Genomic DNA, 26,939 nt, shown 5'->3' with positions numbered 1-26,939 from the left:
ATTAACCAGTACGTTCAATGAAATGTCTCATGAACTGGGTAAACTGTATCGTGATCTTGAGCAAGCAGTGGATGAAAAAACAAAAGAGCTGCAGCATGCAAATCAGTCGCTGCAGGTTTTGTACAACTCTTCACAGGAACTCAGCGCTTCCAGAATCACGGCAGAAAACTTTCAGTCAATTCTGCAACATATTGCGTCGCTGGAAGGGGTAACTTGGGTACGCTTGGAAGTAAATGAAGTGGGGGAGAACCCACTTTATTTGCAGGAAGGTGAAGGACATGCTCAAAATCATGGTCGTAGAGAACTTTCGTTAGATGGTCAGCATCTGGGGTATCTGGACTGGGACTTTGCCACTATCACACCTGATCAGGCTTTGCTGGACAGCTTCGTACTCATTCTGTCCAGGGCTATTTACTACAATCAGTCGCAACGCCAAGCGGAAAAACTGCTGCTGATGGAAGAAAGGGCAACGATAGCCAGAGAGTTGCATGATTCTTTAGCGCAATCACTATCGTATCTTAAAATTCAGGTGTCGTTTCTGAAAAAAAGTGTGAATAAACTGCCTGATAACGACAAGGTGGAGCAGACTAAACAGATTATTTCGGAATTGGATACCGGGCTTACATCTGCCTATACACAATTGAGAGAATTGTTAACTACGTTCCGTTTGAAGATCAAACAGGGGAGTTTTGGTCAGGCACTGAGTGAAATGGTGAGTCAACTCGACGACCGGAGTGACGCTACTATTTTACTATCTAACAACCTGTCTTCTATAGAACTGGAAGCGAACCAGCAAGTTCATTTATTACAGCTAATCCGTGAAGCCACAATCAATGCGATTAAACATGCCAAAGCGCATAAGATTCACATTTGTTGTAGTGAGAGTGACGAGTTGGTGACCGTATCTATTAAGGATGATGGTGTCGGTTTTGAAACAAACATAGAAAAAATAAACCATTATGGCATGAGCATAATGCAAGAGCGGGCGGCCAGGCTAGGAGGTGAATTGGTTATAAAAGCGGCGCCGGGCTCAGGATGTGAAGTCATGCTAACTTACCAAAAGAATTAAGGGTGAATAAATTGACAGTTTCTAAAGTGATGTTGGTGGATGACCACCCACTAATGCGCCGTGGCATTAGTCAGTTGCTTGGTTTTGAAGATGATTTTGAAGTTATCGCGGAAGCAAGTAATGGGGCGGACGCCATAGCAAAAGCGCATGGTTTAGATCTCGATTTGATTTTGTTAGATCTGAATATGAAAGGCATGTCAGGACTGGATACCTTAAACGCGCTACGCACTGATGGTTGTGAAGCTCGCATTGTTATTCTCACTGTTTCAGACAGTGCTGCAGATATTGAAGCACTGGTCAAAGCAGGTGCGGATGGCTATCTATTAAAAGATACCGAACCAGATGAATTGGTTAATCTACTTAGACAATCACTAAGCGGAGACAAAGCATACAGCCAGGAAGTTGCACGGTATTTGATTAATCGTGAAGGACAGGAAGATGTTTTTGATCAGTTAACTGACCGTGAAATGCAAATATTGCGAGAAGTCGCAAAGGGATATCGTAACAAGCAGATTGCTGATCGTCTGTTTATATCGGAATCTACCGTAAAAGTACATATGAAAAGCCTGCTGAAAAAACTAAGAGTGCCGTCAAGAACGGCAGCCACGATACTGTATTTAGAAAAATACGGCGATTTGAGCTCTTAATCGTGCAGTGATACCTGTGCCTTGAATATATAGACTTGTCATAAGTTATTTTCAAATGCTACGTCGTGTAAGTGACAATGGCCCAAATCGGGCTGTTGTCGCTAAAAACTAAGCGATCTGCGCGGATAACCTGACCGCAGGTTTAGGTAAACCAAGAAAGTAACCTTGAAACATATCTGCTTTCAGCAGTTTCATTGCTTTTAGATGCTGAGCGGTTTCGATTCCTTCAACGACAATTTTAGCGTTGATTGATCTGGCCAGTTCTATTCCGTTTAGTAACTTATGTTTTTCCCCGCTGCTATAGAGATTTAAAAGACTTCTGTCGAGTTTAATAATATCAGGTTTAAGTAATTCAACGCGCTGCTTATTTGAAGAATCACTACCAAAATCATCCACTGCAATATGATACCCTCTGCGCGACAGTGCACCAACAGCGCCGTGTAACTCAACATCGCTTTGGCAATCCGACTCTATTATTTCAATGATGATTTGATCATATGTTAACTCATATTCAGTGATGTAACTAAATATGACGCCGGAATTAATATCGATTAGCGTACTATACTCATTAATTAATGGAAGAACGTTAAGAAATAATTTTAACTTATTATCTTGAGATTTTGCGAAGTTTTTAATGTGCAATATACAGCTTAAACGTTCCACGTTTAGTTTATCCATATAGGATATGTCTGTACTATTAAAAAAATAAAATGGATTAATAAAAGTGCCACTCGATGTGGTTATTCTGACGAAAGCTTCAACACCTACTAGTAAGCCGTTATTATTAAAGATAGGTTGAAAAACACTTCTGAGTATCAAGTCACTGTATTTCCCAATATGCTGCCCCGATTTTTCGAGGGTGATACAATCATCAAGTTGGTATCGGTGAGTAAGTATCATACCTTCGAGTAATCCTTGAAACGGCTTTTGAACGCATATAATTGCATGGAGTTAGTATTGTATGGATCGAAATGCTTTACTGTCAATCAAGATGTGGTTGCATGAAAATAGATTATATCAATTATAATCCCATAAATATTAAGTAATAATAGTTCGAAATTTAATCGCAATGTAGTTAGTGTGTTAATATTTTCAATTTACACGATGCGTGTACATTATGAATACACATTGAATTGGTCATTTTTATAATGGTTGGCTATGTAATGACTATTGAGATAGTACTAGATAATATGTACAAGATTTTAAAAAATAGAGTCAGATCAAACTATGTATGAAAGTTGATTACCTGCCATGTGTACGCATGACCGACAGTGAATTGCAAATAATAAAAAATTATTACTGTTACTTTTCTAACGTAGACTAGAGTTACTCTTTTTTGTTAAATTCTAGCTACATTGAATTACCGCATATAGCTGGATATATTTTCGAACCATCTGCTGGTTTAATGAGCGACGTAAAGGGTGAGAAAACTTAATGTAGTAGGGACTAAAACCATATTTTTCGTCCAAAGTTTTTGAGAGCTGAGAGTCACTCTCGTACAGGCTTATCCCCTGAGTTTTATATTCGTCAATTTCATCGGGTAGCTGTCCTGTCCACCAGTGCAGCAACTCCCGACTCTGTTTACTTCGACTAATCCAATGATCGGAGAGTAACAGTAACAAATCGTTAGGTTGAATAGCAAAACCGTATTCCATTTGCCATTGGGCTATGGATCTCAGTAGCTTCTCCCGACAGCTTCTGCCGGCACTTAACATATGAGAGGTTAGTACCCAAACGGTACCGTTGTCTGATGTTACCCGATAGTGGTGGGGGAGATCTGATTTGCTCGTCGTTTCTATTGGTGCGTATTCACAGGTATGACCAAATTCATTCAATGTGCGCGCCATCCGGCGTGAGAATGCCAGACTAAGGTGATGTTCACTCATTCCCTGATTATGAATCGTGGGATAGTGCTTTTCGCACAACTTCATGCAATCCGCTTGAAATTCGTTGACGCTTTGTATCAGAACATCAAGTAACAAAGGCGTTTCACTCCCTGAAAGGTGCCGTGTCAATTCTCCGCAAGAATATCACAGTTTAATCAAGTGCCTAGTCAAATTTGGGCTGTTTATGATCTCGACCTATAAATCAGTTTTCGATAACTAAGCCAGTTTTTAACATCACTCAAAAACTCCATCAATAATTTCGAACGTCTCCATCAATGGGGCGTGATTTGATTAGTGTAAAGAATGGTAAATACTCTTTTGCGTTGTACGGGTTAGCAACTAGTCTAGCAGTGACGTTAGAAATATGAATCGGAACGATTCGTAATAGCCAAGAAGTAACAAGCAGGATAGGGTCGATGGGCCAACAAGTGAAACAATACAACGGCATTGCGAAAGCAGTGCACTGGACATCTGCCCTAGTAGTTGTGGCGATGTTTGCAGTCGGGGTTTGGATGGTCGAACTGACCTACTACAGCCAGTGGTATAAGGTAGCACCTCACTGGCATAAATCAGTTGGTTTGCTTTTGGCCGGCCTTACGTTATTCCGACTGATGTGGAAAGTCGTGACCAAATCACCCGGTTTGGAAGGTAAGCCTTATGAAGTGGTTGTCGCAAAGCTGGTTCACGTATTCATGTACCTGGTCATGCTAACTCTATTTATCAGTGGATATCTGATCTCAACTGAGGATGGTAGAGGCATTGATGTTTTTACCTGGTTTACTATCCCCGGTGCAGGACAACTGTTTGAAGGACAGGCTGATTTAGCCGGAGAAATCCATGAGCTAGCCGCCTGGACGCTAATTATTATGGCTGCGGCTCATGCGTTAGCCGCCGTTAAACACCATGTTATCGACAAAGACGATACGCTACGAAAAATGACAGGAGTTACTAAATGAAAAAGACTTTAATTGCAGCTGGTTTGGCTTTCGCTATGGCGATGCCATTTGGTGCTAGTGCAGCTGATTACGTGATGGACACTAAAGGTGCTCACTCTTCAGTTAACTTTAAAGTCAGCCACTTGGGCTTTAGCTTTATCAAAGGAAGATTCAATACCTTCAATGGCGAATTTTCATACGATCCTGCAGATATAGAGGCATCGACAGTCAAGGTTAACGTTGACACCACCAGCCTGGATTCTAACCACGCAGAGCGCGATAAACATATTCGCAGTGAAGATTTTATCAATGCAGACAAATTTGGTACTGCGACTTTTACCAGCACAAGCGTGGTTGATAAAGGTGAAGGTAAGCTGGATATCACGGGTGATCTGAGCCTGCACGGCGTGACTAAACCTATTACTATCAGTGCAGAATTCATTGGCGCAGGTCAGGACCCTTGGGGCGGACAGCGAGCCGGTTTCCAAGGCACCACTCGTCTGGAACTGAAAGATTTTGATATTGCCGTTATGGGTACCGCCAGCTATGTAGATTTAGAACTCTATGTAGAAGGTATTCAAAAATAATAATGAATGTCCCCTGCCAGGCAGGGGACATTCAGTTTAAGCGGTTTCCAACAGCTGATTCCGAGGTTCAGTTTTGTCCGCCGTATATAGATCTCTAAGCAAAGGCAACACCTCGGCTCTACCCAGCACACCGACAAACTTTCCTTCATCCAGTACCGGTAACACCTGAGGTCTGGTGACTTGCTGCTTTTTAGCCCTAAGCTCTAAGCTCGCAGATGTGAGCGTTGTGGCTATACCACTGCTACTTACCGGATAAAGCTGGTGTTTATCGATGGCCATGTACTCAATGATATCGATAACAGAATCATGGGCGCTGATTGCGACAACTTCATTTTTCATCAATTCCGCAACCGTTTGTTTTTGTTCAGGAATATAATCCTGGCACCACATCTCTACCATCAAATCATGGCAGGAAAAGAAGCCAACCAACTGACGTTGTTGGTTGCACACAGGAGCGCTATCAAGGTTATGTTCCATTAGTAGATCAATAGCCTGGTAAACGGGCATCTGTGGCATTAGCACCAGGCTGTTGGTGTTCATAATGTCGCTGACAGTGTGGTTGTTCTGCATAGTAATGTCCTTAACTGACGTAATAGTAATTGGATAGGTAGATTTAGTTAGTGGTTTGACTGTCCCGGTATTGGGGCAACGATAGATGCTCCAGTTGGCGAGTGCGACAAGCACCGAACCACCGACAATATTGCCGAGCGTCACCGGGACTAAATTGGCAATAACGAATTGCTTGATGGTGAGATCCTGAAATTGCAGGGCATTTACTGAGATTTGTTGCCAGAAGCTATCCGGTGCAAACTGAGCAATTGATATTCCCAGTGGCACCATAAACATGTTGGCAATGCTGTGTTCAAAGCCACTGGAGACAAACATCGCCACAGGTAGCATGACCATAAAAGCTTTGGTTAGCGCATTGTGAGAGCTGAAGGTGAGCCAAACCGCCAGGCAAACCAATAAATTACAAAGCACACCCAATGCAAATGCCTGGACTGGAGTGTGATGTAATTTGTGTTGGGCTATATGGAGTGCGTTCAATCCCCACTGGCCCTGGTCCATTTGATACAAACCAGCGAAATAGACCAGCAACAGCAAAGCGATAGCACCGACAAAGTTGCCCAGGTACACCTTTGCCCATATTTTTAACAGCCTGTTGAATGAGATTTGCTTGTTCGCCCAGGCGATACTCGACAGCATCGAGCTGGTAAACAGTTCACCACCGCACAGCACTATCAGAATTAATCCCAGGCTGAACGCCAATCCACCAGCAAAACGATTGAGCCCCCATGAAGATGTATCGCCACCGGTCGTGACGGTAATGTAGAAAACAAACGCGAGTCCTATAAACGCACCGGCCATAATCGCAAGACTTATTGTCATCGATGAGCCTTTTTGACTCTTATTCCAGGCATACTGTTCTGCCTGTAGCATCATCTGCGTTGGCGAATGGTCTTGTATATAACCGGATTGGGCGACTGAACTCAGTTGCCTCATGTTCTGTTTCATTGTTCCCTCCTAAATCAACAAGCCCCACTGCTTGTTAGGATCAAATTAGCGAAAATTGCATGTAGAGGTAAAATTGATAATTTTTCTAAAACCAATCAGAAACATTGATATGGTCGGAATAGGTGATAAGATGAAACCAATTGCTTAATAGTGGCAAATTTTATTTGGTTATACAGGGAGTTAAAGTGCGATATTCATTGAAGCAGCTGGCGGTGTTTGCGGCTGTTGCCGAAACTGGCAGCGTTAGTCTGGCAGCAGACAGGTTGTCAATAACCCAATCGGCGGCCAGTATGTCATTGGGCCAGTTAGAAAAGATGCTCGGCCGTCCGCTATTTGAACGCCAGGGTAAACAAATGGCGCTTACGCACTGGGGGGTATGGCTCAGGCCAAAAGCGAAGAAACTGCTTCAAGATGCACAGCAGATTGAGTTGGGATTCTTGGATCAACATCTGCTCAGTGGCGAAATCCGGGTTGCAGCCAGTCAAACACCAGCGGAACATTTGGTTCCGGACCTAATAAGCATCATTGATAGTGATTTTCCACAATTGCGAATATCTCTAAGCGTGAAGAGTACCGACAGCGTAATTGCCGGCGTGCTGGACTACCGTTATGACCTCGGCATTATCGAAGGGCGGTGCGATGATAGTCGCTTGCAACAAGAAACCTGGTGTCGCGATCACTTAACTGTGGTGGCTTCTGCTCATCACCCTTTTGCAAAGCAAGCAACGGTGAGTCTGGCCCAGTTAGAGCAGGCTAAATGGGTTTTGCGAGAGCATGGGTCGGGTACCAGAAAAATATTTGATAGTTCAATTCATCATTTAATTGAAGACTTAGAAGTCTGGCGAGAATACGAACATGTGCCTGTGATCCGCAGTATGGTCGCGAAAGGCCAATATCTGACTTGTCTGCCTTATCTTGACGTGGAAAAAGGGATCGAAAACCAACAACTTGTCGCACTCAACGTACCTCAGCTAAAAATGGAGCGGACGTTGTCTTTTGTCTGGCGGAGCGATATGTCGGAAAACCCACTTGCAGATTGTATACGCAGCGAAGGGTTGCGAATGATGAAAGGAAAACCGTCGATTTTATGATCAAAGGTATCTCAGGATGTTTCCCAACGCTGTTGAGTTAACGTTTTCGTCGCGAATTCCAGAACAGGTTTCTGCCGTAAGTTAAAAGCGCGTGTTATGTTGCTAGCCTGATGTGACGGTGAGTTCGGCCTGAACATCAAGGGAGTAAGTTGGAAAATTGGACGTCTGACAGCTCCCATTTACCGGCTGGCATAAACACTAGCGTTATAGCATGTGTTCCTGTGGTTTATGACCAGCTCGGTACACCCCCGATTGATTAGTATCCCACTATCAGAAATATTGATAGCCTGATTGGTACCCGGCATGCTTTGCGTGCCGATTTCTTTATGTATATCAACCTCCAGTATTTCGTTCTTTGTTGGCTACCTTTAGGTATTGCCATTCGCCATGGTGACCACCCGTTTCAATGTCCAACGCAACAGCACCGGTATACACTCTTTTCCTTTGGACTCGCAATGCGAAACGATCGCGAGTGCTAAATCAGGTTTAGCGTATTTTTTAAGCACGCGAGTTACCACTTTCTTGGCAGGAATAGGGTGGTCATGCGGGATTTTGACCATGTCTTTAAAGAAAAACTCAAAACCTTGATTGTAAAGAAAGTGCTCTATATCTTTATCCGGAAGTTCGGTTAATCGATGCCGCTCTTGATCATGGCCCAGCATAGAGCGGACAGTGGCTGCGTATTTTTTGCCTGCTGAGTCGCCGTCTGTTACTACATGCCAATCAATATTAAACGCCTTGGCGACTTTGATTAAAGATTTAAGCCCTGATTGGGCAAACTCAATGATTTGTACGCCTTCTGCTGCCAGGTTATAGCCACATTGATTCGCAAGTTCATTGAACAGCCATACTTCCGTTTCGCCTTCTACTAACAACCAACAACGCGCAAACAGAGCGCCTGGCCGGTGGAAACGAATGTGAAAGCCGATACGCCTTAGCTCATCACGCCCCATCCCCTTAACGGGAAGTGACGTTGTCACAGTTCTGTCTGATTGTCTGACCAAACGGCGAATAGACTGTAAGGGTACCTGAGACAACAGACTACCGCTGTTGGTGGTCAGGATTTTTTGCATTGGCAAGAGTTGAAGTAAGCTCCAGGCACGTGCCAGATGAGTTGGGTGTAATCGACCTTCAGGGTCTTCGATAATCAGGATTGGTCTAGCGCAGCGCCGCAGGTCGGTGGCTCCTTTTGCCTGCAGATAGGCATTAAGTAATCCCATAAACAGCAATCGTGTTTGCTTATTGTGCGTTTCGTTGACCACATCGCTCAGTGATTTGTTACTGTTGGCACCGGAATAAAACAGACCGTCTCGCTGAGCTCTGGGACTTTTCCTGGGTTGGCCCCTGAAGGAGAAATAGTGGTTAACCAGACTGCTCATCGAATTTAGGCTACTGCGCATCTCCCCTTTATTCACGTGTCCGGGCATGGCCAGCAGGCGCCGGCAGGTGTTATTGATACGTTTTTCTATACGTGCATTAGCGTGGTTATTTTCTTTGATTGGCCGCTCGAATCGGCGGGAATCACGTAGCCGAATTACTGGGTGCAGGCTAATCAGCTCCTGGGCCATTTTTTCCGGATGGTGTATCGGGATCGGATTACCATCAAGATCGAGAAACGCATGCTCAGTAACGACTTCATAGGGATCTCTTGATGCACTTATCCGGTAGTAGATTCGCTGTTCACCATTGGCGCCGACCCAAATCGGTTTTATTTTACGGTAGCGGCCGGCTCTTATTTCATTTTTGTCTGTTGCCACCAGGCTAATGATAATTTGCAGATGCTGGGTTTGAGGGTGGGAGACGGAATAATCAACGTGAAAATCTAGCATTTCGAATTCATAAAGCTTGCCCGTTGGTGGCAGAGATACTGAAAGAGCGTCAAGTAAAGTCGATTTCCCCCAGGTGTTTTCACCGATAAGCGTGGTCAATTCGTCAAACGATAAAGACAAACGTTTGACTCCTCTGAAACCTGAAATTTCAATTCGGTCTAACCGCATAGGCTTTCTCCGACAGGTGTCTGTACGCACCATACCAAACTGTTACTTAAAGCATAAAAGAAAAATTCAATATAAGCAGGCTTTTAGCTCACAAATCGCAACGGGTGATTTCCTCATTCGTTCCTATATATAAGACCTTTTTGCTACTCAAAACGTTTCGTTGCAGGGCTATTTCATAAAAGTCACGAATCTGTCATGATTCCCACGCTAGGATAAAAGGGTATGAAAAGAGTGAAGAATAGAAAAATGGTGAATAAGCCAGCCAGAATTACCCTGGCGCACATCAATGATACCCATTCGTATTTTGAACCAACCTCATTGCAGTTGCATATCGAGGTGGAAGAAGACACTGTAAGCCCGTTTGTCAGTGCTGGTGGATTTGCCAGAATCGCAACCAGAATCCATCAGTTGCGCGAAGATGCGGGTAGACAACAGCGAAAGCTTTTGTTCCTTCACGCCGGGGATTGCTTTCAAGGAACACTGTATTTTTCGCTGTTTAAAGGCAAGGCGAATGCAGACATGCTGAATGCTCTTGGCATAGATGCAATGACGTTAGGCAATCATGAACTCGATATGGGCAATTTGCCGTTAGCGCAATTTTGCCAGCGAATCAATTTTCCTTTGCTGGCCGGTAACTGGCAGTTAGGTGATGAAGTTCAGGATAAACCCGCAACGCTGAAATACAATCCACGTGTTTATTCTCATCAACCCGACGGTACCGCACGCTGGCTGACCAAAATGGTCGATGGAGAACCTGTAGCGATTTTTGGTTTGTCATTAGACTTAATGGCAGCGATCGCCAATCCGGATCCGGACACGCCGTTTGTTGATGCAACAGCTACTGCCCGGGCAACAGTTAACGCAATACGACAGCAAGGGATCAACAAAATCATTTTGCTCAGCCATCTGGGATATGACGCCGATTGTGAATTAGCCCGCCAGGTAGAAGGTATCAGCATTATTGTGGGTGGCCACAGTCACCGTCTGCAAGGTGATTTCAGCGACCTTGGCCTCGGTAAAGACGATCAGTATGGAATCCAAATTGGCCAAACATACGTTGTTCAGGCTGGGTATCACGCGTTAACGCTGGGCCACTGTGATATCGACTTTGCAGCCGATGGGGCAGTGACAAGTTTCACGGGAAAAAATGAGTTGTTATTGGGCCGACGGTTATTTCTTAATGCCAATATGGATGATGAAGCAAACGATAGCTGTCATGGCAAAGCGTGTGAATTTCTCAACAATCATTCCAATGTTGTTATCTGTAAAAAAGATCCTGACGTTCAAGGGTTATTGGTAGAACGATACTTACCAAGAGTACGTAAAATGCAGCTCGAGGTGATTGGAAATACCGAGCAGCCGGTACGCCACGTACGAATACCGGATGAACTCGGTCCCAGCGAACTGGCTCCTTTAGTGGCGGAATCTTTTGCTTATGCATTAAACCAGCGGGGGTGTGAAGTTGAGTTCGCGATTCACAATGCCGGCGGTGTCCGTTCATCATTAAACGCCGGAGACGTAACCTTATCTGACGTGGCCGGAAAATTATTGCCGTTTATGGTACCCATAGGTCACTACAATATTGCCGGTCGTTATATTGCGCTTGCGCTTGAAGGAGCAATCAATAATGCAACAAATAACGGTGTGACCGGTACCGGATCTGGCTCGTTTCCATACACACACAACCTTGACTATGTGTATCACCCTGACAGACCAGCCGGATTTAGAATTGCTGATCTGCAGATATATAACTCTGTTGATGGCTGGCAACCTGTTGATCCAGATAAAAAATATAGGGGTTCGTCGTCAGCATACACGATGAAAGGAAAAGAAGGTTTCCACGCGTTGTTGGAAATGGAACATGAAGGTGTGGTGACAGAGCTATCGATGTCAGACTGCTTTATCGAGTGGCTTCAGTCAGACCCGCATCGCCTTAATCGGCATAAGATTAAAAAGTGGTACAAAGGTTGCTGAATATACTCCAGGTTCACTAACGTCAGGTCACTTTCACTAGGGCCGAGGAGCTGCTGATGTGGAGTAAAGATTGGCTGGATGTCGTCGTCGTTGTGTTTTGGGTCGCAATCTGGACTACCTTAGTCTATTTGACCCCAATGGGCGCGATATAAACCTGAAGGGCAGCGTAAGCTGCCTTTTTTGTAGCACGAGAAACAACAATAGAATATCTAATCCTTATCAGCGTAGATTTCATCAATCTCAAACATTTATTTGATGAAGCTGATGTAAAAAATATGTGAATTCAATTACTAATTTAACCAGCAAGTAAGAAATATATGCACATTTTTCGCTCTAAAGCGCATATATTGTCACTCTGCCTGGAAAGGTATTCCCGCCAGTTGTTATTGCTTTGTTTTATAAAATAAACTAATGCGAAACTAGAAAATTTGTCATTTTTTTCACCATAAAATATTGCCTAAGATCTCACCCAGATAAAGAGTTACCGATTTATAGAGAGGCATTTATGGCACAAGCAATTCATGTGGAAAGTATCGCTACACCAACCTCTATGGATAAGAGAACCTACGCGGTAAACATCAAAGGATTGATAGCGCATCTGTTAGATATTTTGTTTGTAGACAACACTCCTAGCGAAACCTATTACGCTAACGAGCTGTCCAGTCACATGCAAAAAGACTTGGGAATAGGTCGCTAATAAAAGCAAAACGCCGGCGATTTAGCCGGCGTTTTTGTCTTCGTAAAGTTGAAAGCCAAGCACTTAAGCCAGCGCTGAGCTTTCACTCCAGAACATTATTTTTTACGGCAGTATTCAGCGATTACGTACATCGCCTGACCGTTAACTTTGCCCTGGATGTGTTTGGCATCATCTGCTGATACGTTAATGTTACGCACCACGGTACCTTGTTTGATGACTTGGCTGCTGCCTTTGATAGGCAGGTCTTTGATAACAGTGACGTCGTCACCTTTCTTCAGTTCTACACCGTTTACATCTAGCGGTTTGTCGTCCGCAGACATACCAATCATTGCCCAGTTTTGCACTTCTTCTTCCAGATACATCATATCCAGCAGGTCTTGAGCCCAGCTCTCGCTGTTCAGACGAGTAAGCTGGCGCCATGCCGTTACCTGAACCGCAGGAATCTGGCTCCACATGCTGTCATTCAGACAACGCCAGTGGTTAATGTCTTTTGGCTCGTTGATTTCGCCAAGGCACTTGTCACACACCATGATTGCCTGATCAACGGTTACTTGGCTATGAGGAGGTACTGCAAAGGCAGTAAGAGGAGAATCAGAACCGCATAGTTCACATTTGGATTGGCAACGCTCTAACATGGTGGATTCAATAGACATAATGTACTCACATTCAGTAGGTGTAAATAAACGCGCCTATTATCCACGTTATCCGCAGAAAATAAAGGGGCATCGTCTGGTAAGTGGCAGATCCCGGATTTTAAACGCTGGCCGCAGCAACCAAGTTCGCCTGGGTGGAGCGGCGATATACATTCAAGAAAATCAATTAGGTGAGCAATTTGGCGTGACCGCTTGGCTAGGCGGAAGCCTTTTAATTGTAGCTGCGAGATCGCTAATACGGGTTGAATGCGAAGGGTGGGTTGAGAGTAGTTCTGGAGGTTGGTTACCACCAGCTGCTTTAGCCATATTCTGCCAAAGCGCGATACTCTGATTAGGGTCGAATCCAGCCCGAGCCATCAATTCCAGCCCAACGATATCCGCTTCAGACTCCTGGGTTCTTCCATAGGGCAATAACACGCCATATTGGAGCCCAAGGCCGAGTGCGGCCATGGTTATGCCGCGATACTGGGCATACTCGCTTGATCCTAATGCGATATTGGTAAGTTGCAGACCTGCATTGGCGAGCTGACTCTGAGACAGGCGCTCGTTACTGTGATCTGCCATCACGTGGGCAATCTCATGGCCAATTACAGTCGCCAGTTGATCCTGATTTACGGCAACATCAAGCAGACCGGTATAAACACCGATCTTACCGCCGGGCAACGCAAAAGCATTAACCTGATCGCTATCAAACACCACCACTTCCCAATCAGAAAAGCCCATGTTATGTGGTACATATTGAGTGATGCGGCCTGCGACACACTGAACGTATTGATTGACCTTAGGATCATGATTGATCTTCTGCTGAGACTTCATTTCTTCAAATGACTGAGCGCCGAGACTGTTCATATCCCGATCAGAAAACAACAGCAACTGGTTGCGGCCTGTAGGCGACGCAGTACAAGCCACCAGGCCAAACACAAGTGTCAGAGTAGCGGCATTTTGCCAACTAAAAAGCGGGGTCATCATGACAATAGCTCCAACAAAACATTTGATAATTATAACATCAGGTTACAATAGTAATTCAACTTGCTACAGGAATATATGAATGACGATCTGGAAACGACCAATTGATATTGCTGAACTTAACGCTACCTCCAAAAATACCATGATGGAACATCTCAATATTCAGTATACCGAAGTCGGGGAAGATTATATCTGCGCTACGATGCCAGTGTGTCATTTTACTCATCAACCTTTGGGTATGCTGCACGGCGGCGCGTCGGTAGTTCTTGCAGAAACGCTGGGCTCTGTGGCCGGCAACTATTGCGTTGATGCTAATTCCTACTGTGTTGGAATAGAAATAAATGCCAATCATGTACGGGCGATGCGTGAGGGAGAAGTGATCGGTAAAGCCAGTCCAATTCATATTGGTGTGTCGACCCAGGTGTGGCAGATTGACATCCGTGATACTCGCGGGCGTCTGGTGTGCACCAGCCGTCTGACCATCGCGGTAAAAAGTCGTCGTAGCCGCAATAGTGATTAGTAAGATATCTGATGGTTATAGAATTTAGCAGCGGAAAAATCGTGCTTACCCGCCAGGAAATTAACATCCGGCTAAGCGGTGTCGCCATGTCAGTATTGCAGGCACAAATTGAGGCAATTGAGCTGATCAGTGGTGCCAACGTGGTAACGGCCAATAGCGGCGAAGTCAGGTGGTCGGTAAAATTAGACAATGCGGAACAATTACAGCAACTGTCTGAACACGCAGGAATTGCAATTCGCTAACGGCACTTGCGAAATCGTCAAATAAAGAGGAAACTATTTTAATCAACAGATGGTTAGAGTTTCCTCTTTATGAGCAGCCCCCGTTTAAGAATCCAATTTGATACCTTGTTTGAACACTACAAAGGTAATGACAGTGACGTTCAGTTGGATGAAATTACAGAGATCTTATTCTGTACCCGCCGCAACGCACGCATCGTCCTCAACAAAATGGAAGAGGAAGGGTGGATTGAATGGCGGCCAGCTCCTGGAAGAGGGAAACTTTCTCAACTCAGGTTTAAACGTAGCCGCACCGACGTATGTGAAAATCTGGCGAGACGTTACCTGGAAGAGGGAAAAATTGGCCAGGCGTTAAATGTGTTGGATAAAGACAGTGCAAAACTGGCTCAAGTGGTTGAAAGCTACCTCGGTGTACAGCATCAGCAAGGGTTGCAGGTCGTGCGGTTACCTTACTATCGATCGCTTACGGTCATTAATCCAACCAAGCCGATGCGTCGTTCAGAACAACATATTGCCCGACAGGTATTCAGTGGTTTGACCAAGCTGGACGAACATGAGAACCTGCAACCGGACCTGTCCCACGCCTGGGAGCGTTTAACACCCTGTCATTGGAGGTTCTATCTTAGGCCTGGTGTTCGTTTTCATAACGGAGATTTGTTAGGCGTAGATATCATTTTAAATAATCTGCAGGCCCTGACAAAACAAAGGTTGTTCAGCCATATCTGTAGTGTTTCCTCGCCCTCTAACTGGGTAATAGACGTTCAGCTGTCGAAACCCGATTACAAATTGCCACAGTTGTTAGCAGAGTCCAGTGCAAAGATAATGCCTCTACGCACATCCCGGCATGAAAACTTCGATCGTTTCCCCAATGGAACCGGGCCCTACAAGGTGATACGCAACGATGACAAACGGTTAGTACTGCAGGCGTTTGACGGCTACTTTGGTTTTCGTCCACTGATGGATCAAGTTGAAGTTTGGGTTATCGACGAAGCCTATTCATCGGTGGTATTTCCCAGTTTGTCTAATCCAATTAAACCTGACAGGGGCAACAGCAGCTACGAAGTTGAACTGGATCCGGGATGTACTTACCTGCTGCTGAACCGGCGTGACGGCCTGGCCAAAGACAACGAATGGGCCAATTACTTCTGCAATAAACTTAATACGCTGAATCTGTTCAACCATTTACCGGCAGATAAAATTGTCGAACTGGGCTTGCTACCTGCTCATGGGTTAAAGCCGGGTTGGTACCATCAAATTCACTCAAAAAGTTCTCTCACCCCACCACAGATTAAACCGGTAAAAATCGCCTTTCACGGTAGTCACCCTATGTTTCCAAGCCTGGTAAAAAGTATCGAAAAGATACTTAAACAGGATGGCCTGGAAGTGTGTCTCATGCCTTATGATGTCGCACCGGCCAATATCAGTGAGCTGGACATCTGGTTGAAGCCGATGGGTATTGGTCACCACAGGGATGACGCCCTGGCGGGTTGGTTACTCAACTACAGCGATATTGAGCGAGCCAGCCAAGATGTGGATTTTCAACATTGGCAAGATTTGGTCGATCAGTGGCGTTCAGTAGAAAATGCTACATTTCCAGCAAAAGAGCTAGGTAAGTCACTGGTGGAAAAAATGCAAATTATCCCGATGTTTCACTGTTGGCTTGGGGTGAGTCAAGATCAGTGTGGTGCCTTGCAGAATGCCAAGTGTAACGCTCTGGGGTGGTTTGACTTTAGTCAGGTATGGGTGAAACCCGAACTGGCCGACAGTAATGAGCCGACTGGTAACACCAATGAGTAAACCCAACCCACGGCAACCGTCTAAAACCGTCAACATTTATTGTGCGCGATGTCGTTGTCATCTGCTCAAATACAGAAAAGGCGGTAAAGGGGCGTTGCTAAAATGCTTTAAAGAACGGATCGTAGAAGATCATACCGCCGAACTGGGTATATGCCCGGAATGTGGTAGTGTTTTTGCCAGAGATACATTGATTCGGGGGACACCATCACTAAAAATCGTTGGTGGTAAAGTGACTATGAAGTGATTAAATTTCGATATATTCTTTGTCGTTCAATAAGTTGCCCTTATGTTGGTAAAATAGAGCAAAATATTAACGATGTACCGAGTTTGATCTAAATCTAGTTAGCAGTAAAAAAAAGGTTAAAAGCTGTAATGATTTTTCCAAGCTGTTAAACTAGTTAGTAGTTAGAAATGTTGTTGTTTTGTACATTAGGAGTCAACTATGGAGCTAGCTCTCATCATCGCGTTCATTGTTACTGCGGCCATAATGGTCAGAAAAGAAATGGCAAGCGCAAAATCACAATAATCATTCATTCAACTCATTTTATTTTTCCTTTTATGAATGAATAAGAGCCAGCAAATTGCTGGCTCTTTGTTTTATTGAGCCTAATACTAACCTTCACCTTGTTTCAAGTGATCTGGGCTAATCCACTCTACTGCTTACTGTTTAGAATGTTGAAACAGAATCCTAATGACACTTTACTTAGCGTGCCAATTACTATAAACAGAATAATAGGATAAGTGGGATACCGTAATCCCTAAATACTGGGTGCGGCCGGAACGCCAACAGGTCACTTACGTAAGGAAATGAAACTTGCAAAGTCCAATCACTTTAGAAGCTTTACACATATTAGATGCCATCGACCGACGCGGAAGTTTTGCGGCCGCAGCGAATGAGTTGGATAGGGCACCTTCGTCGTTGAGTTACCAAATTCAAAAGCTGGAGCAGGATTTGGATATTATGATATTCGATCGCTCAGGGCATAAGGCGTCTTTTACTGATGCAGGCAAGCTAATTTTAAATCAGGGCCGGGTGATACTGTCTGCAACTGAAAAACTGGTCAACGATGCGAGTCTGTTGGCCAATGGCTGGGAACTGGATATTACTCTGGCTTACGACGGTATCATTCCAATCGACAATTTCTTTCCTCTGGTCGATGCCCTTAGCTCGGTAAGCAAAACACGGGTAAGACTGCAAGAGGAGATCCTGGCCGGTTGCTGGGAAGCTTTAGCCGATGGTCGCGCAGACATATTAATTTGTCCGGCTAACGATACACTGCCGCTTGAAGTTAAATCTGAAAAGTTAGGTACGATGACAATGGTGTGGGTTGCAGCCAGCTCACACTATGTGCATAAGCGCAGCGGTCCGTTTGACGATGAAGCGCGGGAAAAATACCGTATTATCGCAATAGCCGATACAGCCCGTGAGAAACCGGCAATCAGCGTTAATATACTGCAAAAACAACCAAGGCTCACTGTCACTAATTTTAACGCCAAGATAGATGCACTGCGCAGTGGACTCGGTATCGGGACGTTACCGGAACAGATTGCCAGACCGCTGATTGAATCTGGCGAGCTGCAAGTGATCGAAGGAACAGATCCGATTGTGGTGGAGATCATTATGGCCTGGAAACGCAATAAGATAGGCGAAGCCAAGTCCTGGTGTATTCAGTATCTAAAAAAGAACTGGCGACTAAAGTAGGCCAAATATTTCGCGGTACACTAATGCACCGCGAACATATGATCTAGTTAAGCGGTAGTACCATATCAGCGGTACCGTCTTCAAATTGCACATCAAGTTTAAAGCCCAACTTCTGAGCCAGGGTTAACATGCCACGGTTAGAGGGCATCGTCATGCCCGAGATTTGTGCGGTGCCTTTGTACCGACAGTAATCGATGATTTTGTTCATCAGAATTCGGCCAAGCCCTTTACCTTTAAGGTCAGAACGGATCAATATAGCAAACTCGGCGTCAGTATTTTCTGGATTGATCAATGCGCGAGACACGCCGATGATGGTGGGTTTTCCTTGAACTTTAACCACTGCAACAAATGCCATTTCACGGTCGTAATCAATCTGGGTAAAGTTTGCCAGTGCTTCATGATTAAACTCACCGACATCCGTGAAAAATCGCTTATATAAATCGTCTTTAGAGACGTGCTTGATAAAATCCGCATGCAAGGGTTCATCTTCTGGCAAAATGGGTCGAAGCAAAGCGACATCGCCATCTCTCAATACTACTTCTTCTTCGAACTCAACAGGATAGGGGCGCACAGCCAGACGCTGTTGGGGATCGCCAGAGTACTGCTTGAGCACCAAATCAGCATCGAGAATGGTAAATTCGTTGCCGTTAGCCAATACTGGATGAATATCCAGCTCGTGAACTTGTGGGCACTCAACCACCATCTGTGAGATACGAACCAAAAATTCGGACAGGCCGTTAATGTCCATTGGCTCTGGCAATTTCTGCGGGCGGATCTTGCCGCTTTTTATGGCGCGGACGATAAGGTAACGAGCCAGAGTCATATTGAGTGGTGGAAGAGCCGCCGCCGCATCCAGTGATTCGTCCCATTCCGAACCGCCTTGACCAATTAAAATCACCGGACCGAAGGTATTGTCAGATTTTACTTTTATACGCAGTTCTTCGCCGCCAGCCAACTTTGCCATCGCCTGTACTAGCAAGCCATGTATATTGGCGGTTGGGTAGGAGAGTTTGGTGCGATCCAAAATAGCTTGTGATGCACTTGCCACCTCGTTGCTGTTTCTGAGGTTTAGCATTACGCCTTGCACGTCTGATTTATGGACGATATCCGGCGAGCGAAGCTTTACCGCCACCGGATAACCAATCTGTTCTGCAATATGAACGGCTTCACTGGCGTCAGACGCAATCCAGGTAGGGAGTACCTTGAAGTCAAAGTACTCCAGGAAGCGACCTATCAGGTGAGTATCCAAAGCCAACGAATCGTGATCCTGTAACTTATCAGAAATCCATTGATGAGCTTCAGCAAGCTTCTCACTGTGTACGGCTTCGGTCGTTTTAGGTGTTTCCATCAACTGTTTCTGGTTTCGCCTGTACTCCACCAAATGCATAAATGCCGTTACGGCGCTTTCGGGCGTGCGGTAGGTTGGAAAACCAGCCAGAGTAAAAAACTGTCTCGCCGGTTTTGCCGTGGCTTCGCCAGACCAGTTGGTTAAAATATTAAAGCGGCGGCTTCGAGGGTGAGCTTTTACCGCGTCCACTACTGCCTGGGCGGTTTCTAATGAGTGGGCAACTGCAGAAGGGCTATGCATAATTAAGATTGCGTCGGCGCAATCGCTGTCCAGTATGGCATTTAATGTTTCTACATAACGTTTGTGGTCGCCATCACCGACCAGATCTATGGGGTTATTGCAGCTCCAGCTCGCGGGTAGCAATTCATCGAGACGAGCAAGCAGAGAGTCGTCCAGTTTGGCTAATTTGCCCCCTCGTTCCAACAATGCATCGACCGCCATTATGGCAGGACCACCACCATTGGTAATAATTGCCAAACGTTCACCGCGCAGTGGGATTGGATGAGTAAGTGTTTCTACAGCGGCAAACAGTTCATGGCTGTTACTTACGCGCAGCATACCGGTTCGTCGAATAGCTGAGTCATAGATGATATCAAGTGTGTCGTCGCCACCAGTATGGACCTGGGCTGCGAGCCGACCGGCTGCAGTACGGCCACTCTTCAATACCAGGATTCTGCGGTTACGTGACGCCGCACGAGCTGCCGACATAAAGCGACGTGCATCTTTTATTGTGTCAACGTAAAGCAGGATCGCACTGGTCTTGGAATCCCGGCTCAAATTATCAAGCAGGTCGCAAAAGTCGATGTCCGAAGCATTACCTAGTGATATAAAAGCCGAAAAACCAATATTCTTGTCATTGGCCCAATCAAGAACAGTGGTGCACACCGCCGCCGATTGAGAAATAAACGCAATGTTGCCTTTTAGTGCAGTAACGGGTGAAAAGGACGCATTGAAATTGATCCAGGGTAGGATCAAGCCCAGGCTGTTTGGTCCAAGAAGGCGCATACCCGAAGCTTTGGCAATCCTTGAAACATGTGATTGAACTGGCTCGTCGTCCAGCTGAACGTTATACATGTCGGCCGAAAGAATGATTACGCTTTTTACTCCTTTGTCAGCCAGTTGTTGAATCAGGTCAACATTTCGCGAGGCATGGGTACAAAGAACAGCAACGTCAGGTATACGCGGCAGTGCGGCAATACTCTTATATGCCAGTACACCGCAGACGGAGTCATACTTAGGGGTGACAGGCATGATGACTCCATTAAAACCACCTTGCAGCAAATTTGTCATAACAACATTACCTGCGCGGTTACTATTGACTGATGCGCCAATCACAGCAACCGATTTGGGTTTTAGTAGGGACTGAAGACTATTCATGACCACTCCTGAATTATCAATTAGCTGGCTTTAGGTTAATCGAGATTCTATTTACATACCATGTTACTCATGCGCACTTGGCATAAGAAAAAGTGATACAAAGATGACTTTGTGTCTCAAGTCACAGTGTAAATAAAGATATTTAAAGCATCTGCTTGATTCTGCCAGTGCCTAACGGCATGATTTACATTAGATTCCATTATGGGTGAATAGCATTTTCATGAAAAAAACAGCAATAGTTGGTATATCTACACTGCTTGCGGCTTGTTCAACAAGTACTTATGTCACCGATGTCAGTTCTGAAAGCTATCGTGAAGAGTACAAAGTGGCTCAAGTCGAAACAGCGGCAATAGCACCAGTCGGTTCATCAGAAGCGATCAAAGAAAGTGATGTAGAAGTAAAACCTGCCGTCAGTGAAGCTGTCGCGGTTCAGCCGGTTAAAGCGCAGAAAGTAGAGTCCAAGCCAGCGCAAGTTGCAATTACCCCTCCGAGTAATAAACAGAAAGCTAAACGGGCTCGTTTTGGTTATACAATTCAAGTAGTCGCCGTAGGCAGTCAGAATAAAGTGGACCAGTTTGCCAATCAGCTACCGAAAGACGGCCAGCCTGTTTGGGAAAACTACAAAGTGGTTAATGGCACAAAATGGTACACGGTACTCTACGGAGATTACGCCACTACTAAAGAAGCAAAAATGGCACTTTCTGCGTTGCCAGCACAATTGCAGGACTTAAAGCCATTTATTAAAAGCATCGATGGGATTAAAAACTCAGACTATCCGACCCTGAATAAATTGAATTGAACATAAAAGGAGCTAAGGCTCCTTTTTGTTTGGTTATCTTTTCAGCACTCAGCACCAATTACAGCTCTCGTTAAGAGAAAACAATGCAACGTGAAGTGTAGTTGTTATAATCACTGCGGAGTACCAACCGGGCATCACGGACTTATCAATGACAAAGACTACAATTTTATTACTATGCGGTGGCGGCTCAGCAGAACACGAAGTGTCTCTGATGTCAGCTGATTTTATCGAGCAGCAACTGAACCAAGTCTCAGACTTCGAAGTGATCAGAGTAGAAATGAAGCAAGAGGGTTGGGTAACCGAAAGTGGCGAAATCGCTTTTCTAGATACCAATACAGCGACTCTGAACTCGAACGGAACAGCTAAGATTATAGATTTTGTAGTCCCTTGTATTCACGGCTATCCGGGAGAAACTGGCGATATTCAATCGATGCTTGAACTGGCAGGTATTCCTTATTTGGGATGTGGTCCTGAAGCTAGCGTCAATAGCTTTAACAAAATCACTTCTAAACTCTGGTATGACGCTTTAGGTATTGCCAACACGCCATATCTGTTTTTGTCAGAAAACAGTCCGGAGTCTTACACCCGCAGCGAAACGGCGATGAAGGAGTGGGGCAAGGTTTTTGTTAAAGCCGCCAAGCAAGGATCTTCTGTTGGCTGTTACAGTGTCACTGAAATTGAACATCTACGAGATGCGATTGACTCGGCATTTGGTTTTTCTGACCAGGTTCTGGTAGAAAAGGCAGTTAAACCACGTGAATTGGAAGTTGCAGCTTACGAACTGGGTGGCGAGTTGTATATTTCGAAGCCTGGTGAAATCATTGCGCCGGATGGCGCTTTCTATACTTACGATGAAAAGTACAGCGCAAGCTCTCACTCAACAACCAAAGTCGAAGCAGACAATTTAACAGAGCAGCAGCAGCAGACGATTTACCAGTTTGCCTATAAAGTGTTTAAGCAAATGAAACTGCGTCATCTTTCCAGGATTGATTTCTTTTTAACTGAAACCGGAGAAATTTACTTAAACGAAGTAAATACATTCCCAGGTATGACGCCTATCTCCATGTTCCCGAAAATGTTACAGCATAACGGCCATAACTTTAGTGAGTTTTTGCAAGATTGCGTAAGACGTTCATTAAATCAGTACTAAACGCATTTCAAAAGAGCAGGGTAATTGCAATTTCGTTACCCTGTAACTCCAAAGTATTCCTAAATGATTATGTTGCTTTAACGCCCCTCCATTACGTTGTCACATTTCAAGCCGGACTAACACTAATTGCAAACACTCACACAGTAGCTGCTCTCACTTTATTATTAATAAACTCAATTAGTTTCATTGTTAGCGTGATTGCGTTTGAAATTGACAGTTGGAATGAACGGGATATTTGTGGCGGATTTCGATCTGCTTGATAACCAAACTATTGGCGTTACTATTAATTTACCATCCCATATAGTTGGCGAGGCACTATGGCTGTAGCAAATTACCGGGGATTTAGCCTAAAAACGTCGGCTGATGACGATAATACCTGGCAAGTTCAAATTCGAAATCACTCACTATCAGGTAACCTGGTGGCTGTTAAGAAAAGCATTGATTGGTTTTGCGACACCGCAAGAATCATCGATCCTAAAGAGTTCAGTACCTTAACCAGAAAACTTGAAGAAACACCTACTGTTGCCCACGAGCATTTCAATGGGTATCTACTCCAGAATGACAACGGAGAGAGCAATGGATGGTACTGTTTCTTTAACGGCAGACTAATCAAGGGATCGAAACTTGCGATCCAGAAGCATATAGAGGCATACTTAAGTGCCAGACAACGGGCTGAACAGCAAATTAAGAAGTAGTAAGGTATGACATTAGTATATTCGACCGAAACGGGCCGCATTAAGCCAGAGCAAGAAGTCAAAACGCGTGAAAAAGGCGACGGTATTGTCAGAATTCAGCGCCAAACGAAAGGCCGCAAAGGTAAAGGCGTATGCATTGTTACTGGTCTTGACCTTGATGATGCGCCGTTGAAGTTACTAGCCGCCGAATTAAAGAAAGTTTGCGGTTGCGGTGGTTCTGTTAAAGACGGCAACATTGAAATCCAAGGCGACGCTCGAGACAAACTGAAAGCGGCACTTGAAAAGAAAGGTTATCAAGTAAAACTAGCCGGCGGCTAAACCTGACAACTTATCACACTCAGAGAATCTTCAAGCTAATAACTACATTTTTAAGGAACAGTTAGAAATGTAGTTATTAGCTATTTTATGGTAAATCGCCTTATGTTCAATTCGAAGCCTGGTTTAACGTTAAAGCCAATGAACAGAGGAGTTAACCACTTATCGTCTCACGCAATGTCATAGCCCATTTAACATAAGATAGATAATACGCACTGAACTTGTAGGTGCAATTTAGTAATGTCCGGTTTGAGCCATTTTAAAATGTCTCTTTAGCATACAATCACTAGTCCTTATTTACTTCGGATTTATGCTCAGGACACGCTGATTAACAGTAAATTGAGAAACGCTGGTTGCTGTGAGCAAAATGAAACTCACCGTTTCAACGTTCCAAACTTATCGTTCAGTTCCAACAAGCACCAGTTCTTTTTGAACACGACATCTATCCTGGCTATCTAAGCTACATCGACACCAAACCACTTTCGATGTTTGCATTGATAACAAAGCCTAAATGAACCGTAACTTTGTACATACTGTCCAATGCGACATGAAGATTGTGTTATGAATCGCTATAACTAGACACGTTCAACTTGTGCTTACACAGTTGAGTAACTTTGTGCTGAAATTTCTGGCTTTATAACCGTGCACCGATACCACCAGAATCAATAGCAACGGTATAGCTCGTCAGGAGTTAACCAAAACACATTAAAACCTTTGAGCTCAATAGCGTTTCAACTCCCTGATTCAAACCTGCCCGGGTTCTATTAATCACAAGATCAATTTTGATCACCATTACAATTCCAAATATATCGAATCACAAACACGTTTGTTATGCAGTCACTAAGCAGAATAATCTTCTGGTAATTAGTGAGCACTTGCAGACTGACTTTCATGACTGTAATTTAATTACAGAATGAACGAGAAGACGAATACACATGTAGCATATTGTGTTGATATAACTAACTGATAAATATAAGGTTGTTTCGTATTGATGCGCCGTATTTAGCTGTCGTTGCTTTAGGCTTTGGCTGTTTGTCTGCTAAGAATTTATCGGAATGAAAAATAAAAAAAGCAGCCATTTGGCTGCTTTCTATGAAGGGTAACTAGTGGTTTCTTATTGCTGTTGATGTTGTTCTCGAATCTGTTGGGCAACTATTTTTATCGCTTCTGCGGTACTGATGCCTTTGGCCATCAGCTCTTGTATTTGCTCAACCGCACGCTGCTGTTGTTCGTGCGTTAGTGTAGGCATATCATCAAACATAAAATCGGCTCCCATTTATCAGGAGCCGACTATACATCAATCTACTACCTGAACGCTAGTAACTACCCAGGAAGTTTATGTAGGCGCCCATTGAGTTTTTGTTTGTGTAGCTGGCACCTATATCGAGCTGGAACAGGTTAAGCGGGGATATACCAATACCGGCTGTGACTGTGTCATCGGTGTTTGAGTAGGCCAGATTACGCTTCCACCCTGCCCTAAGCTTAAGTTGTCTCAGAAGATCAATCTCTCCACCGACCCTTAACATCTGAGTATTGTCGCTGAAATTGCTGTAACGCTCTTCCTCGTTCAAGTCATAGTCGACACTCAGTGTTGCGTAGTCCGCAACCAGGCCAAAGCCAACCGTGTATAGCGGTTTTAGCTGATAATTGTAACTGACATCGATATTGCGAGTTTCACCATTGGTCGCGTTAATGGTGCGGACAATTCTCTCAGTGGTAATGTCGCGGGAAATAAGGTTTGAAGCTGATATACCAGCGCGCCATGGGCCGTAGAACCAAAGAAAACCGGCATCCATGTTAAACGCGGTATCTCCGGTACCATTTTCCGTCGCATCCATTATGTCGAAATTCTTCAAATCAGAGGCATAAACATAAGTGTAGATCCGCTGTAGCTTTGGCGTGACACCATAGGCAATATGCTGGCCCATGAATGTTTGGTATTTTGCCAGCGACAAACCTAATTCTGTTACGCCTACTGATACTGCGTTAACCGTACTTAGCTCTGCGTTGGTCGCCCTTTGAACGTCAGGATCTGCATCGGCAGAGCCACTATAGATATCAGGTTGAGCAAAGGTTTCTGTGTAGGCTTTACCAAACACGTTTGCGGCAATGAATTGATTGGGAATAGCGAAAGCAACCACACCACCGAGCTCCAACTTAGCAGCGCTGCCGGATAAATTGTCCAGTGTGGTTTGTAAACGGTTTGGGTCGGCACTGGCACCCTGTCCTATCAGTTCAGCGGCAGTATCCAAATTGTCGACCATTTCGTCTTTGTCGTTGTAACTCAGTCCCAAGCTGGGGATGATCATGCCGACATCATCATTTCGTCGGTATATAGCTACAATGGCAGGGTTATAGAATGGCGCGGTCAGAAAGTTGGCTGATACGACCCCAACTCCGCCCATCGCATCTCCACGAGCTTCGATAGCGTAATTGGCAGCGGTAGCAGATGTGCTGACTAGCACCACTGAAGCAGCCAGCATTTTTAAAGTATGATTCATAGTAATATAAACTTTTAATTTCCTTATTGTTTATATCGAATCATTTTCCCTTATCTTTAGTCATTCCTCTATAGAAACATCAAAGGTTTTGCTGATTATTTGGGTTTGTTCCACAATAATCGATCCTTGCCAGCGTTGATGAGTCATCGAGACTCCTAGAACATAGCGTCCTGGAGGGACTGAATCATTATCAACATTTTGTGGATAATCGGATTCATAGCTCTGAGACCATATTTCGTTGTAACTTCCATCTACATAGTCGTACACCGTTACGCCTAGCTTAGGAAGCGGACAATACGGGTTCAAAAGCGCATTTTTGTCGATTACCCACCGGTCTTTCGAAGCCCAGCGTAATGTACGTTGCGGTTTTTGATCGTCAAGAAGTAACCAGGAGCTCCAGGTTGTCTGGTCTTTGGCTGTAATATCAATTCGATACAATCCACGGGTTAGTTTACTCCCTAGGCTGAACCGCTTTACAT

Annotated in this window: 26 protein-coding genes; 16 read left to right on the top strand and 10 right to left on the bottom strand. The window is 44.6% G+C overall.

Translation table 11 applies throughout. The features are described from left to right. A partial coding sequence (locus ACQY6F_RS13265; RefSeq protein WP_428775018.1) for a histidine kinase occupies positions 1–1,069 on the top strand: 1,069 nt, incomplete at its 5' end. A gap of 11 nt (positions 1,070–1,080) precedes the next feature. Next, entirely contained in the window at positions 1,081–1,716 is a 636-nt protein-coding gene (locus ACQY6F_RS13260) for a response regulator (RefSeq protein WP_428775022.1), read from the top strand. Between the two features lie 108 nt (positions 1,717–1,824). Here the strand turns inward: ACQY6F_RS13260 and ACQY6F_RS13255 are convergent, their stop codons facing one another. Next, complete coding sequence (locus ACQY6F_RS13255; RefSeq protein ID WP_428775017.1) at positions 1,825–2,616, bottom strand: EAL domain-containing protein; 792 nt, start codon at positions 2,614–2,616, stop codon at positions 1,825–1,827. A gap of 446 nt (positions 2,617–3,062) precedes the next feature. After that, entirely contained in the window at positions 3,063–3,698 is a 636-nt protein-coding gene (locus ACQY6F_RS13250) for a hypothetical protein (RefSeq protein WP_428775016.1), read from the bottom strand. Positions 3,699–4,018: 320 nt separating this feature from the next. Here ACQY6F_RS13250 and ACQY6F_RS13245 point away from each other — a divergent pair, with 320 nt between their 5' ends. Together ACQY6F_RS13245 and ACQY6F_RS13240 are read left to right on the top strand one after the other, a co-directional pair. Next, positions 4,019–4,558 carry a cytochrome b gene (locus tag ACQY6F_RS13245; RefSeq protein ID WP_428775014.1) on the top strand — a complete coding sequence of 180 codons (540 nt, stop codon included), beginning with the start codon at positions 4,019–4,021 and terminating at the stop codon, positions 4,556–4,558. Further along, on the top strand, positions 4,555–5,124 hold the full coding sequence (locus tag ACQY6F_RS13240; protein ID WP_428775012.1) for a YceI family protein: 570 nt from the start codon (positions 4,555–4,557) through the stop codon (positions 5,122–5,124). The genes ACQY6F_RS13245 and ACQY6F_RS13240 overlap by 4 nt, the downstream gene beginning before the upstream one ends. A 36-nt stretch (positions 5,125–5,160) precedes the next feature. On the opposite strand, the gene focA is transcribed toward ACQY6F_RS13240, so the two are convergent. Continuing rightward, a complete protein-coding gene (gene focA, locus ACQY6F_RS13235) occupies positions 5,161–6,627 on the bottom strand; it encodes a formate transporter FocA (RefSeq protein WP_428775020.1) in 1,467 nt (488 codons plus the stop codon). A 197-nt stretch (positions 6,628–6,824) separates the two neighbouring features. On the opposite strand from focA, the gene ACQY6F_RS13230 reads away from it, so the two are divergent. After that, positions 6,825–7,730 (top strand): LysR substrate-binding domain-containing protein, encoded by a 906-nt coding sequence (locus tag ACQY6F_RS13230; protein WP_428775011.1) that lies wholly within the window; start codon positions 6,825–6,827, stop codon positions 7,728–7,730. 368 nt (positions 7,731–8,098) lie between these two features. Here ACQY6F_RS13230 and ACQY6F_RS13225 read toward each other — a convergent pair whose 3' ends face one another. Continuing rightward, positions 8,099–9,727, bottom strand: coding sequence for an ATP-dependent endonuclease (locus ACQY6F_RS13225; RefSeq protein ID WP_428775009.1), 1,629 nt, complete (start codon positions 9,725–9,727; stop codon positions 8,099–8,101). Between the two features lie 222 nt (positions 9,728–9,949). Here ACQY6F_RS13225 and ACQY6F_RS13220 point away from each other — a divergent pair, with 222 nt between their 5' ends. Next, complete coding sequence (locus ACQY6F_RS13220; protein ID WP_428775007.1) at positions 9,950–11,701, top strand: bifunctional metallophosphatase/5'-nucleotidase; 1,752 nt, start codon at positions 9,950–9,952, stop codon at positions 11,699–11,701. A gap of 505 nt (positions 11,702–12,206) precedes the next feature. Next, complete coding sequence (locus ACQY6F_RS13215) at positions 12,207–12,398, top strand: hypothetical protein (RefSeq protein ID WP_428775005.1); 192 nt, start codon at positions 12,207–12,209, stop codon at positions 12,396–12,398. Positions 12,399–12,493: 95 nt separating this feature from the next. Here ACQY6F_RS13215 and ACQY6F_RS13210 read toward each other — a convergent pair whose 3' ends face one another. Together ACQY6F_RS13210 and ACQY6F_RS13205 are read right to left on the bottom strand one after the other, a co-directional pair. Next, entirely contained in the window at positions 12,494–13,051 is a 558-nt protein-coding gene (locus ACQY6F_RS13210) for a PhnA domain-containing protein (RefSeq protein ID WP_428775004.1), read from the bottom strand. A 162-nt stretch (positions 13,052–13,213) separates the two neighbouring features. After that, complete coding sequence (locus ACQY6F_RS13205) at positions 13,214–14,017, bottom strand: M48 family metallopeptidase (protein ID WP_428775019.1); 804 nt, start codon at positions 14,015–14,017, stop codon at positions 13,214–13,216. Between the two features lie 82 nt (positions 14,018–14,099). Between ACQY6F_RS13205 and ACQY6F_RS13200 the strand changes: the two genes are divergently transcribed. From ACQY6F_RS13200 to ACQY6F_RS13180, 5 genes are all read left to right on the top strand, one after another. After that, the gene (locus tag ACQY6F_RS13200) at positions 14,100–14,537 is read left to right on the top strand and encodes a hotdog fold thioesterase (RefSeq protein WP_428775002.1); all 438 of its coding nucleotides are present in this window, start codon (positions 14,100–14,102) and stop codon (positions 14,535–14,537) included. An 11-nt stretch (positions 14,538–14,548) separates the two neighbouring features. After that, entirely contained in the window at positions 14,549–14,779 is a 231-nt protein-coding gene (locus ACQY6F_RS13195; protein ID WP_428775000.1) for a DUF3389 domain-containing protein, read from the top strand. Positions 14,780–14,848: 69 nt separating this feature from the next. Beyond that, entirely contained in the window at positions 14,849–16,573 is a 1,725-nt protein-coding gene (locus ACQY6F_RS13190) for an SgrR family transcriptional regulator (RefSeq protein ID WP_428774999.1), read from the top strand. Beyond that, entirely contained in the window at positions 16,566–16,817 is a 252-nt protein-coding gene (locus tag ACQY6F_RS13185) for a hypothetical protein (RefSeq protein WP_428774997.1), read from the top strand. Before ACQY6F_RS13190 ends, ACQY6F_RS13185 begins: the two co-directional genes overlap by 8 nt. A gap of 570 nt (positions 16,818–17,387) precedes the next feature. Beyond that, positions 17,388–18,275: a LysR family transcriptional regulator gene (locus ACQY6F_RS13180; protein WP_428774996.1), complete on the top strand. Its 888-nt coding sequence runs from the start codon at positions 17,388–17,390 to the stop codon at positions 18,273–18,275. Positions 18,276–18,318: 43 nt separating this feature from the next. Here the strand turns inward: ACQY6F_RS13180 and ACQY6F_RS13175 are convergent, their stop codons facing one another. Next, positions 18,319–21,000, bottom strand: a complete 2,682-nt coding sequence (locus ACQY6F_RS13175) for a bifunctional acetate--CoA ligase family protein/GNAT family N-acetyltransferase (RefSeq protein ID WP_428774995.1) — start codon at positions 20,998–21,000, stop codon at positions 18,319–18,321. A gap of 220 nt (positions 21,001–21,220) precedes the next feature. On the opposite strand from ACQY6F_RS13175, the gene ACQY6F_RS13170 reads away from it, so the two are divergent. The 4 genes from ACQY6F_RS13170 (at position 21,221) to yciH (ending at position 23,962) form a co-directional block, all read left to right on the top strand. Further along, entirely contained in the window at positions 21,221–21,799 is a 579-nt protein-coding gene (locus tag ACQY6F_RS13170; RefSeq protein ID WP_428774994.1) for an SPOR domain-containing protein, read from the top strand. Positions 21,800–21,947: 148 nt separating this feature from the next. Beyond that, positions 21,948–22,949: a D-alanine--D-alanine ligase gene (locus tag ACQY6F_RS13165; protein ID WP_428774992.1), complete on the top strand. Its 1,002-nt coding sequence runs from the start codon at positions 21,948–21,950 to the stop codon at positions 22,947–22,949. 317 nt (positions 22,950–23,266) lie between these two features. Next, complete coding sequence (locus tag ACQY6F_RS13160) at positions 23,267–23,644, top strand: DUF3319 domain-containing protein (RefSeq protein ID WP_428774991.1); 378 nt, start codon at positions 23,267–23,269, stop codon at positions 23,642–23,644. A 6-nt stretch (positions 23,645–23,650) separates the two neighbouring features. Further along, positions 23,651–23,962, top strand: a complete 312-nt coding sequence (gene yciH, locus ACQY6F_RS13155; protein WP_428774990.1) for a stress response translation initiation inhibitor YciH — start codon at positions 23,651–23,653, stop codon at positions 23,960–23,962. Positions 23,963–25,073: 1,111 nt separating this feature from the next. On the opposite strand, the gene ACQY6F_RS13150 is transcribed toward yciH, so the two are convergent. From ACQY6F_RS13150 to ACQY6F_RS13140, 3 genes are all read right to left on the bottom strand, one after another. Beyond that, positions 25,074–25,220, bottom strand: a complete 147-nt coding sequence (locus ACQY6F_RS13150) for a YoaH family protein (RefSeq protein ID WP_428774988.1) — start codon at positions 25,218–25,220, stop codon at positions 25,074–25,076. Positions 25,221–25,275: 55 nt separating this feature from the next. After that, positions 25,276–26,460 (bottom strand): conjugal transfer protein TraF, encoded by a 1,185-nt coding sequence (locus ACQY6F_RS13145; protein ID WP_428774987.1) that lies wholly within the window; start codon positions 26,458–26,460, stop codon positions 25,276–25,278. Between the two features lie 60 nt (positions 26,461–26,520). Continuing rightward, positions 26,521–26,939 (bottom strand): DUF2861 family protein (locus ACQY6F_RS13140; RefSeq protein ID WP_428774986.1); only part of this gene is annotated, 419 nt, incomplete at its 5' end.

This window comes from Vibrio sp. (assembly GCF_050299255.1).
GTDB lineage: Bacteria > Pseudomonadota > Gammaproteobacteria > Enterobacterales > Vibrionaceae > Vibrio.
This window is presented reverse-complemented; position numbering and strand designations above follow the sequence as displayed.